9 protein-coding genes are annotated in these 11,036 nt (G+C 60.4%); all 9 read left to right on the forward strand.

From position 1 onward, the window contains the following. Nucleotides 1-228 precede the first annotated feature (228 nt). Nucleotides 229-2,907 carry a hypothetical protein gene (locus AUJ55_05060; GenBank protein ID OIO58492.1) on the forward strand — a complete coding sequence of 893 codons (2,679 nt, stop codon included), beginning with the start codon at nt 229-231 and terminating at the stop codon, nt 2,905-2,907. A gap of 158 nt (nt 2,908-3,065) precedes the next feature. Next, nucleotides 3,066-4,445, forward strand: coding sequence for an SAM-dependent methyltransferase (locus AUJ55_05065; GenBank protein OIO58493.1), 1,380 nt, complete (start codon nt 3,066-3,068; stop codon nt 4,443-4,445). Further along, nucleotides 4,442-5,392: a restriction endonuclease gene (locus tag AUJ55_05070; protein ID OIO58494.1), complete on the forward strand. Its 951-nt coding sequence runs from the start codon at nt 4,442-4,444 to the stop codon at nt 5,390-5,392. Before AUJ55_05065 ends, AUJ55_05070 begins: the two co-directional genes overlap by 4 nt. Nucleotides 5,393-7,711: 2,319 nt before the next feature. Further along, nucleotides 7,712-7,963 (forward strand): prevent-host-death protein, encoded by a 252-nt coding sequence (locus tag AUJ55_05075; protein ID OIO58495.1) that lies wholly within the window; start codon nt 7,712-7,714, stop codon nt 7,961-7,963. 3 nt (nt 7,964-7,966) lie between these two features. Beyond that, on the forward strand, nt 7,967-8,398 hold the full coding sequence (locus AUJ55_05080; GenBank protein OIO58496.1) for a putative toxin-antitoxin system toxin component, PIN family: 432 nt from the start codon (nt 7,967-7,969) through the stop codon (nt 8,396-8,398). Nucleotides 8,399-8,632: 234 nt separating this feature from the next. Then, complete coding sequence (locus AUJ55_05085) at nt 8,633-9,097, forward strand: hypothetical protein (protein ID OIO58497.1); 465 nt, start codon at nt 8,633-8,635, stop codon at nt 9,095-9,097. Nucleotides 9,098-9,500: 403 nt separating this feature from the next. Continuing rightward, nucleotides 9,501-9,686 (forward strand): hypothetical protein, encoded by a 186-nt coding sequence (locus AUJ55_05090; protein ID OIO58498.1) that lies wholly within the window; start codon nt 9,501-9,503, stop codon nt 9,684-9,686. A 3-nt stretch (nt 9,687-9,689) separates the two neighbouring features. Further along, entirely contained in the window at nt 9,690-9,974 is a 285-nt protein-coding gene (locus AUJ55_05095) for a transposase (protein ID OIO58499.1), read from the forward strand. After that, a partial coding sequence (locus tag AUJ55_05100; GenBank protein ID OIO58500.1) for an IS3 family transposase occupies nt 9,971-11,036 on the forward strand: 1,066 nt, incomplete at its 3' end. The genes AUJ55_05095 and AUJ55_05100, both read left to right, overlap by 4 nt.

Raw genomic sequence — 11,036 nt, forward strand, 5'->3', positions numbered from 1 at the left:
CCGCATCGTCCGTAGGAGCGCCGCCCTCGGCGCGATGCTTTGTTGACCGTTCGAATAGGCTGTTCCCGCCGGTGATCGGCGTCGGGGACGCCTCCTACAAAACCGCACCGCATCGTCTGTAGGAGCGCCGCCCTCGGCGCGATGCTTTTCCCCTCCCGCGCCATCCCCCCATCACCAACATGCGCTAACGTATCCCCCTCTTGAATCCAAACCCCAAGGATCCCAACCATGACCACCCCCTCGACCCTCGACACCCTCTTCCGCCCCACCTCGGTTGCCGCTGTCGGGGCCAGCGAACGGGTCGGCTCTGTGGGGCATGGGCTCATCCAAAACCTGCTCGACGGCTCCTTTACCGGGAAGGTCTACCCGGTCAATCCCAAACACGACACCCTGCTCGGCGTCCCCTGCTTCCCGAACCTGGCCGCCATCGGCCAGCCGGTCGATCTGGTTGTCGTCGCCACCCCCTTGAAATACGCCCCGCAAACCATCCGCGACTGCGCCGCCGTCGGTTGCCATACCGCCGTGGTCCTCTCGGCGGGGGGGAAGGAGGCGGGGGAGGAGGGGAAGGCGATTGAGGAGGAGCTGGTGCGCGCCGCAAGGGAGAGCGGCGTTCGGGTGCTGGGGCCGAACTGCCTGGGGATTCAGGTGCCGGGGGTGGGGCTCAACGCCTCGTTCGCCAGCCACATGGCCCCGACCGGACGGGTCGCCTTCCTGTCGCAAAGCGGGGCGCTGTGCACGGCGATCCTCGATCAGGCGATGGTGAGCCAGACCGGGTTTTCCCATTTTGTCAGCGTCGGCTCCCAGGCCGACCTGAGCTTCGGCGACCTCATCGACACCCTCGGCGCCACGGAGGAGGTCGAGAGCATCATCCTTTACATCGAATCGCTCACCGACGTCGCCCGCTTCATGTCGGCCGCCCGTGCGGTCTCGAAGATCAAGCCGATCCTAGCGGTCAAAAGCGGCCGCTCCGCCTCGGGGGCCAAGGCGGCGGCCAGCCATACCGGGGCGATGGCCGGATCCGACACCGTCTTCGACGCCGCCTTGGCGCGCGCCGGGGTGATCCGGGTCGACACCGTCGCCCAGCTTTTCGACTGCGCCAAGGCGCTGGCCAAACAGCCACGCCCCACCGGGGGACGGGTGGCGGTGCTGACCAACGCGGGCGGCCCCGGCGTCATGGCGGCCGACGCCCTGGAGCGGCTTGGCGAGCGCCCCGTCTCTTTGAGCAGTTCGACCGTCGCCGCTCTGAACGCCTGTCTTCCCCCCTACTGGAGCCACAACAACCCGGTCGACGTGCTCGGCGACGCCACCCCGGAGCGCTACGCGGCGGGGCTGAAGGTGCTGTTGGCGGCCGAGGAGTGCGACGCCGTCATCGCCATCCTCACCCCCCAATCGATGACCGACCCGCAAGGGATCGCCGCGGCGCTGGTTGAAGCCTCCCAGGGGTCGAAAAGGCCGGTGATGGCGGTGTGGATGGGGGGGCTCGACGTGGGGCCGGGGCGGCAAACCCTGGAGGCGGGGGGGGTTCCCTGTTTCGAAACCCCAGAACAAGCGGTCGAGGTGGTGATGGCGATGGTCCGCTACAGCCGCAACCTGGCCGCCCTGCAAGCGACCCCCCAAGGGTTCGGGGCGCCGCTGCGCAGCGACACCCGGCAGGCCGCCGCCTTGATCCGCACCGAGCTTGAGCGCCATCCCGACGGGCTGGTCCTCTCCGAGATCGAATCCAAGGCGCTGCTGGCCTCGTACGGGGTGCCGGTCAACGCCACCGAGGCGGCCCACACGGTGCAGGCGGCGGTGCAGACGGCGGCCGAGTTCGGCTACCCGGTGGCGATGAAGCTGCTCTCCCCCACCATCACCCACAAGTCGGACGCAGGCGGAGTGCAGCTCAACCTGCGCGGCGAGGAGGATGTCCGTCGCGCCTACGCCGCCATTCAGGCCAACGCCCTAGCCTACGGCGGGGAGGGATCGTTCTGGGGGGTGACGGTGCAGCCGATGCTGCCCCGCCCCGACTTCGAGCTGATCCTGGGGGGGCGGCAGGATCCCTCCTTCGGTCCGGTGCTGCTCTTCGGGATGGGGGGAATTTTGACCGAGATTTTGGAGGACACGGCGCTGGAACTCGCCCCCCTCAACCGCCACTTGGCCGGACGGATGATCGAGCGCACCCGGGTTGCCAAGCTGCTGGGGGGCTACCGCAACCGTCCCGCCGCCGACCGGGCCGCGTTGGAGGAGATCCTGGTGCGGCTGTCGGACCTGATGGCCGACTTCCCCGAGATCACCGAGCTCGACATCAATCCGTTGTTGATCCACGAGGGGCGCCCGGTGGCGGTCGACGCCCGGGTCGCCCTGGCCCCCACCTGCCAAAGCGCCCCCCGCCACATGGTCATCCGCCCCTACCCCAAAGAGCTCGAAGAGGGGTGGGTGTTGCAGGAGGGGACCCCGGTGCTGATCCGCCCGGTGGTGCCCGAGGATGAGCCGATGCTGGTCCACATGCTGGAGCAAGCCCGGGAGCAGGAGGGGCTGTTCCACTACTTCGACCAGGCGGGGCCGAAGCTGCACGAGGCGATGGCGAAGTTGGTGCAGAACGACTACGACCGGGAGATCGGCCTGGTCGCCGTCGAGCAACCCCCCGGAAAACCGAGGATTCTGGGGATCGTGCGCATCCTGCAAGACCCCATCCGCCCCACCCAGGCCGACTTCGCCCTGGCCGTGGCGGCGGGATGGCAAGGGCAGGGGCTGGGCCGCAAGCTGCTCGCCAAGGGGATCGAGGTGGCCAAAGGCCGGGGGATCGAGCGGCTGGGGGGGCGGATCAACGCTTCAAACCAGAGGATGAGAGGTTTGGCGGAGAGTATGGGGTTTGGATTTGAGGAGGGGGATGGGGTGGCTTGGTTGGGGTTGGGGGGTAAGCTTTAACGAAAGCTTCGGTAACGGCTTTTCATGCCATTCTTCGTTGGAGATTCCATTTGTTATCAGCTGTCGAACAACAAAGGCTGCATGTCTCGCGTGCAACCGGTGCGGACAAGAAGTCGCAATTCGGGCAGTTTCTAACGCCCGAGCGGACGGCAGTCTTTATGGCCAACCTTTTTCCGCAGGCGGGGGAGGGTGTTTGTCGTTTGCTCGATGCGGGGGCGGGGATCGGTTCCTTGTCGGCTGCTTTTTTGAGTCGCTGGCGGTCGGGCGGTTTCAAGTTCGAGCGGACCGAGGTCGATGCCTTCGAGATCGACGCCGCCTTGCATCCGTACCTTGCGCAAACCCTTGAAGCCTTTCAACGCAGCGATTCGTTGTCGATTCATGTTCGAGACGACGATTTCATCCATGCCTCGGTCGAAGTTCTTTCGGGTGGTTTGTTTTCACCCGCGGGCAAGCGCTACACCCACGCAATCCTCAATCCCCCCTACAAAAAAATTCAAAGTCGTTCGGCCCATCGGTTGGCGTTGCGCCAGGTCGGCATCGAAACGGTCAATTTGTATTCGGCCTTCGTCGCCTTGGCGCTGGCGCAGATGGAGGAAGGCGGGCAGGTCGTGGCCATCGTGCCGCGCAGTTTTTGCAACGGGCCGTATTACCGTCCTTTTCGGGATTTTGTGCTCGAACGGGCGGCGCTTCGCCACATGCATCTGTTTGCTTCGCGCAACAAGGCTTTCAAGGACGACAGAGTCTTGCAGGAAAACATCATCATTCGGTTGGAGAAAGGCGGAAGACAGGGTCCGGTCACCATTTCGACTTCGACCGACGATACTTTCGACGATTTGAGCGTTCACGAGCATCCATTCGACCGCATCGTTTTCCCGAGCGACCCCGAGTGCTTCATCCATGTGCCGACCTCGCCCGACGAAAGCGTTTTCGATTCCTCCGAGTCCCTGCGTTATTCCTTGGCGGAGCTTGGCCTGTCGGTATCGACGGGGCCGGTGGTCGATTTCCGTCTCAAGGAACATCTGCGCGCCATGCCCGAGGATGGAACGGTGCCGCTGTTGTATCCGGGGCACATCAAAAGCACCGAGACAGCCTGGCCCTCATCGGCGTTGAAAAAGCCAAATGCCATTGCCGAAAACGATGCGACTCGGAAATGGCTTTATCCGGTCGGGTTTTACTGCGTGGTTCGTCGATTTTCGGCCAAAGAGGAGCGACGGAGAATCGTTGCTGGCGTGGTCGATCCCAAAGATTTCAGCGGGTATTCCCGACTGGGTTTCGAGAACCACTTAAATGTGTTTCACGAGGGCAAAAATGGGATACCGGAATCCTTGGCCAGGGGGCTTGCTGTCTTCCTCAATACGACAGCGGTGGACGAGCACTTTCGCCGCTTCAACGGCCATACCCAGGTCAATGCCACCGATTTGAAGCTGATGAAATATCCCAGCCGCGAGGCGTTGATGCGACTCGGCCAGTGGGCGTTGCGGCATAGTGAGCCCACCCAGGACATGTTGGACGAGCAATTGGAGAAGCTGACGGCATGAGCAAAAGGACCAAGAGCCGTATCAACGAGGCGTTGCGGATTCTCGTTGCCCTCGGGTTGCCAAAGGGACAGCAGAACGAACGATCCGCCCTGTGTTTGTTGGCTTTGCTCGACCTGATCCCCGGCAAGGGATGGGCTGACGCCGCCAGCCCCTTGATGGGGATTACCCCGATCATGGATTGGGCGAAGCAGCATTACAGAAAGGATTACGCGCCGAACACCCGCGAAACGTTTCGGCGCCAATCGATGCACCAGTTTTGCGATGCGGGAATTGCGCTCTACAACCCCGACAAGCCCGACCGACCGGTCAACAGCCCCAAGGCGGTTTACCAAATCGAACCTGCCGTGTTGGTTCTTCTGCGCACCTATGGGATGGCGGAATGGCAGGCCAATCTCGCCAACTATCTGGCCAAGCGCGAAACCTTGGTCGAGCGATATGCAAAAGAACGGGAGCAGGCGCGCATTCCCGTGGAGATCGGTCACGACCAACACATCACACTCAGCCCCGGAGAACACAGCGAATTGATCGGGGCCATCATCGAGGATTTCGCGGAGCGTTTTGTCCCCGGAAGCGAGTTGGTCTATGTCGGAGATACCGGAGACAAATGGGGTTATTTCAACGACGAGTATTTGGCCGGTTTGGGTGTGAGGGTCGATGCCCACGGCAAGATGCCCGACGTGGTTCTGCACGATACGAAAAGGAATTGGTTGTTGTTGGTGGAGTCGGTGACCAGCCATGGTCCGGTCGACGGCAAAAGGCATCATGAACTTGCCGATCTGTTCAAGGATTCCACCGCCGGTTTGGTTTACGTGACCGCATTTCCGAATCGCGCCGTGATGGGGCGGTACCTTGGCGAGATCGCGTGGGAAACCGAGGTCTGGGTGGCCGATGCGCCATCGCACCTCATCCACTTCAACGGCGACCGTTATTTGGGGCCTCATCCTTGAGGCGGAATCGGCGGGATGGTAGGGGCTGGGCGCAAGCTGCAGGCCAAGGGGATCGAGGTGGCGAAAAGCCGGGGGATCGAGCGGCTGGGGGGGGCGGATCAACGCTTCAAACCAGAGGATGAGAGGCTTGGCGGAGAGTATGGGGTTTGGATTTGAGGAGGGGGATGGGGTGGCTTGGTTGGGGTTATGAGGGCGGGTGGATGGATGGGAAAAGAAGTGCCCCCTCGCCCCTTAGGGAGGCGCTGATTTAATAGCGCTTCCGAGCGCCCCAGGGCTGGTCGCTGTCGTAGGAGGCGACCCTGTCGCCGAAGACCCGCTCTGTCGTAGGAGGCGACCCCGTCGCCGAAGACCCGCTCTGTCGCAGGAGGCGACCCCGTCGCCGAAGACCTGCTCCGGCATTGAAGCGCCTGTAAATCCCCCCTGTCCCCCCTTTGACAAGGGGGGGACGCTCACGGGAGGCGTTCGGGGCGAGTTAATCAGCGTTTCCTTAGGGAGACGCTGATTAAAGGCATCCTGCCTTGAATCAGCACGCTACGCAAAAAGCGTCGTTTTTTCTTCGCGTTCAAAATCAGTCACTTACGGTCCTGATTTTGGCGGCCCATCCCTGGACCGCTCGGAAGCGCGAATAAATCAGCGCTTCCTTAGGGGAGAGGGTTGGGGTGAGGGGTGGTTGTTCTTTGAGCGGAGTGGCAGGGGATGGCGGTGGTTGAGCGGTGTGCAAGGTTCTCTGGAGGGACGCGCTCCGTCGCGTCCACGGCCACGACGAAGCGTGGACTACGGCGGTGTGGGAGGAAGGTGACTTTAAGCGTGAAAGTGGCCTATTAAGACCTGAACCCGTTCCTTTTTATCAGAGGCGCGTTTTAATAAATATTTCAACTAAGGAATAACGATGCCAGACCTGAAAGCATTCGTGGGTAATTTTCTTATAGAAGGGGAAGAAATAAGTCACCACGGAGAAGGTTGGGTTCGTGATAGGTTGACATTTAACTGTGATGGCTTCACCTATGTTTTTATCCAAAGCCAAAAGGTGCTCAGATCTGATGGTAAGAGGGGTTCATGGGAGTTTGTTCCGAGTGCTGTTGTTTGCTGTGAAAATGTAAATGAAGATGACTTTGAAAAATCTCTAGAAGTTTTGAACAGGTTATGTTGGATATTGACTTTCGCAACGATGTCACCTGTAGCTGTTTATGGCTATGAATATCCAAATGGAACGGGTAATGGTAAATTCTTGGATGTGGCAAAAAATGCACGATTTCATAGGCCGGTATTTGCTGATGGAAAGCAAATTAAAAAGTTTGTATCCTGCGTCTATGAGACTTATAAATCGTTGGAACACAAAAGAAGGCTAAATGGAGTTATTGATTACATAAATCAGGCTGACAATTTAAATCAAGCCATTGAGGTTAAATTGATTATTTTGTTGGTTCTAATGGAAAACATAAAACATTCATTCGCAGAAAGTAAAGAAATACCGTTTATAGATAAGCACTTCAGAAAACGACCAAAACCCCAAAAAGGAAGAGATGTATTTTCCTTTAAAGAATTGCTGGATATGATGTTTTGTGATGCAGGAATGCATATTGACTTGAAGCCAATTGTTGATCTTAGGAATGAGATTATCCATACGGGATTAACGGGGGAAGACTACTCATGGCAGCGGGGTCATTATGAAGTTATTCAAGATATTATTCGCGAGTATGTGCTTAGAATTATTGGTTACAATGGTGGTTATTTTTCTTATTCATCGGGAGGAAATAAATTCCTAGAAATTTGAATTTCATCAGTGAATAAGAGGGTTCAAGTCTTGGTCTTTCATCCCCCCCCTTTGACCCCCAAGGTTCGTAGGCAAAAAGAGGGTGGCGAGGTCCGGCAGGTAGGCATCCCCGAAATAAACTCCGCAACATCAAGAGCCAAGAGCGTTTATCCACAGATTACGCAGATTACGCAGATTTAAAGGCGAACCCAAAAATGCTTGGGGTTTAATCTGCGTGAATCTGCGTCATCTGTGGAAAAAGGTTTTCAACAAGATCCACGCGGGGCAGCGGGGTCAGGTTTTGACAAGCCACTTTTCCAGCAAGATTGCTTCCTCGTAGGGCTGTGAGGACGGGGGTTGTGGTGGATTCCGGGTCCGGCTTCGCCGTCCCGGAATGACGCCGGGTGGAGGTGGTGGGGGCGACCTCCGGTATGCTGGAGGCCCCCGCGCGCTCCACCCGCCCCCTATCCCCATTGCTCCCTACACATCCCCCATCCGGTCGAATTGAACGAATCGAACGATTCGACCATCATAGGCCCGTCGTTTCACCACGGGAGGATTCCACCATGCAAACCTTGACCGCCAACGAGGCGAAAACCCGATTCGGCGAGATGCTCGACCTGGCCCAGCGCGAGCCGGTGCGCGTTACCCGGCGCGACCGGGTCGTGGGGGTGATGGTCAGCGCCCAGGACTATGAGGCGATGCGGACCTTCTACGCCGACCGCTTGCGCCACAACCTGCAGGCGGGGGCGCAAGCCGCTGCGGCGGCGGGGTTGACCGAGGAACAGCTTGCTCTGCTGTTGGCCGACGAGAGTTGAGCCATGACCCCCTTCGAGCGGGCGGTGGTCGATACCCATGTGTTGCTCAGTGCCGCGTTGATCCCAGATGGCATTCCGGCCCGGTTGGTGGATCGATTGCTGCAAAACGGACGGTTGGTTTTTTCGGCGGTCACCTTTGCCGAGTTCGAATCCCGCATCTGGAAACCCAAGTTCGACCGCTACCTGACCATTGAGCTGCGCAAGTTGTTGCTGCACGACCTCAATGCCAGCGCCCTTTGGGTGGAAATCCCCCCCGAACTGGCGGCCCGCACCTTCAGCCGCGACCCCCACGACGATCCCTTCATCCACGCCGCCCTGGCCGTCGGGGCCAGCCGCTTGGTCAGCGGCGACGACGACCTGCTGTGTCTCGATCCCGTGGAGGGGGTGCGGATCCTCACGCCCAGGCAGGCATGGGAGGCGTTGGGGAGCGGGTGAGGGGATGGGGCGCGGCAAGGTTCAAGCCCCCCGATAGTTACCTCCCGCTCTTCCCCGCGTCATCCCAGGGTCCCGTTCCCCATCGAGCTCAAGGCCGCCACAAGTTTCTTGGCAATGATGGCGCAGGGGGGCCGAGGGTGGGATTGAATTGCCACGACGATGCGTCTGGGTAGGATCGGCCATCGCATTGGGCGATGGCCGAACATTAAAAACGGACACCTGAAAGGAGTCTTTATGAACAAGGCTGGTATCGCGGCAGTGGTGGGTCTGATGTTGGCGGGTTGTGCAGGGCAGGTACCGCCGGACAACGTATTTCCCATTAACGGAATGGTGGTCACCCTGTCTCCCGAGGAGATGCAGGAGCTTCGCGATGCGTGGGTGGATGAATCGCTCACCGCACATCCGCTGGTGACAGCGCTTGAAATTGCAGACGTGAGGTGGACGCTGGATTTCATTGCGCTTCGGGAGTCCAAGCGTAAACCCCAGCCCTGTCGCACCCTCAACTTCGAGGGGATTGAACATACCCCGGAGGGGATCACCGATATGAGGGGGCAACATCCCCCCGCAGGTCGTTTCGACGAGTTCTGGCGACTCAATGCATGTGGCGTTGAACGGGGCTATCGCGTGTTCAATCCGCAATCGACCATGGAATTGGCTATTGATGAAGCTCCCCTCCAAGGGGCAACACGCAATCCTTGACCGGCCCTGGAGCCTGATTTTTCTCGCCTGCGCAGGAATGCCCCCAGGGAAGGGGGCAAGATCAGCTGGGGTTAGGGTGGATTCGGGGTCCGGCTGCGCCGTCCCGGAATGACGCGGGGTGGGGCGGTGGAATCGACACCGTAAAAACCCAAAAACATGTCCGTAGATGACGCCCCCTGCATCAGACTAGGAGTCTGTCGGGCTTGAGCGTCCGTAGCGAGCCGAGTGGGGAATCGAGGCCAAATTTTCACGGTTTTGAGGATCATAGTGGTGGCTATGTGACGAGAAACCGGGGGAATTTGGACCGATTACCCGCCGGCGCAGTAGGACGATCTCAAGTCCGACAGACTCCTAGTTGTCGCCGTATTCGAATTTTCTAATTTAGGGGGCAGGAGGTGCCCGTATGGCACGACATGCACAAGCATTCAAAGATCGGGTAGTGGCGCGGTTGCTGGCGCCCGAGGTGTTGCCGGTGTCCGAAGCGGCCCGGCAGTACGGGGTTTCGGTGGCGACGTTGGAACGTTGGCGTTCTGCGGCGCTGGGCGAGGCTGCGTCGGCGTCTACGTGGAGCGCTGCCGCCCGTCTGTAGGCGGTGATCGCCACGGCAAGTCTGGACGAAAACGCCAAAAGCGCCTGGTGCCGCCAGCACGGGGTGTTCCCCAGCGAATTGGACAAGTGGCGCCGCAGCGCGGTGGCGGCGCTGGACGATCCCGCCGGGGCGCAGCCCAGTCCCAAGCAGATCCGAGAGGACCGCAAGCGCATCAAAACCTTGGAGCGTGAGTTGCACCGCAAAGACAAGGCGCTGGCCGAAACCGCCGCCCTGCTGGTGCTGGCAAAAAAGCTCTCGGCGATCTACGGGGAGGGCGCGGACGCATGATTCGCCTGGAAGATCGCCAGCAGTTAGCCCACGACATCCAACAGGCCCAAGCCGCCAAAGCGCCGCTCAAACAGGCCTGCGATCTGGTCGGCATCGACGTGCGCACCCTGCAACGCTGGAAGCAGGGCGGAGGTTTGACCCAGGGCGACCGTCGTCCTACGGCCAACCACCCAAAACCTGCCCACGCCTTGACCGACGAGGAGCGCGGGCAGATTTTGCGCATCGCCAACGAGCCCCGTTTTGCCGAGGTGCCGCCCGCCCGGATCGTCCCGATGCTGGCCGACGAGGGGTGTTACCTGGCCAGCGAAGCCAGCTTTTACCGGGTGCTGCGCGACGAAGGGCAAACCCAACACCGGGGCCGGGCCAAACCGCCGCGCAAAAACCGTCCGCCGACCACCCACGTGGTCACCGCGCCTGGCCAGGTGTGGTGCTGGGACATGACCTACCTTCCCGCCGTAGTGACGGGGCAGTGGTTTTTCTTGTATCTGATTCTGGATCTGTACAGCCGCAAGATCGTCGGCTGGGAGGTCAACGAACGCGACAGCAGCGAACATGCAGCCCAGTTGGTACGCCGCACGGCGCTGGCCGAGGGGGTGCATGGAGCGCCGGTCAAACCGGTGCTGCACGGCGACAACGGCGCCACCCTGAAGGCCACATCGGTGCTGGCGATGCTGCATTGGCTGGAGATCGAACCGTCGTACTCCCGGCCCAGGGTGTCGAACGACAACCCCTACGCCGAGTCGCTATTCCGCACCGCCAAATACCGCCCTGAGTTCCCGTCTCGGGGCTTTGCCGACATGGAGCAAGCCCGCACCTGGGCCGCAGCGTTTGTGCATTGGTACAACCAAGAACACCGCCACAGTGGCATCGGCTACGTCACCCCGGCACAGCGCCACGAAGGGCAAGACCAGGCCATCCTGGCTGCCCGACACGAGCTTTACGTCGCAGCCAAACAGGCCAACCCCAGACGCTGGTCGGGCGCCACTCGCAATTGGACCCCCGTGGCCGCAGTTACCCTAAACCCAGAGCGGGAAAACCCCGCCACCACCGCTTGGGATACGG

Source organism: Proteobacteria bacterium CG1_02_64_396 (assembly GCA_001872725.1).
In the GTDB taxonomy this organism is placed as follows: Bacteria; Pseudomonadota; MNWR01; order CG1-02-64-396; family CG1-02-64-396; genus CG1-02-64-396.